This is a genomic window from Clostridioides sp. ZZV14-6153 (assembly GCF_020657855.1).
Classification (GTDB): Bacteria; Bacillota; Clostridia; order Peptostreptococcales; family Peptostreptococcaceae; genus Clostridioides.
Window position 1 is genome coordinate 1 of sequence record NZ_JAGWCZ010000109.1, and the last position, 206, is coordinate 206.

A 206-nucleotide genomic window follows, 5' to 3' on the forward strand; every position below is an offset into this window, starting at 1 on the left:
TGTAAGCAAAATAATATAGAACTTAGAATTGTTGATAGATTTTATCCATCATCAAAGACTTGTAGCCAGTGTGAAGATATTAATAAGAATTTAAAACTTAAAGATAGAGTTTATAAATATAGTTGTGGTTTATCTATTGATAGAGATTTAAATGCAAGTATTAATCTTAAAAATGCTAAAAAATATAAGATAGCTTAAATACAAAG

The 206-nt window shown here is 22.8% G+C and carries 1 protein-coding gene; it reads left to right on the plus strand.

Annotation, left to right across the window (positions count from 1 at the left end; translation table 11 throughout):
- A partial coding sequence (locus tag KGF46_RS19930; protein WP_227862259.1) for a transposase occupies window positions 1-198 on the plus strand: 198 nt, incomplete at its 5' end.
- Window positions 199-206 lie beyond the last annotated feature (8 nt).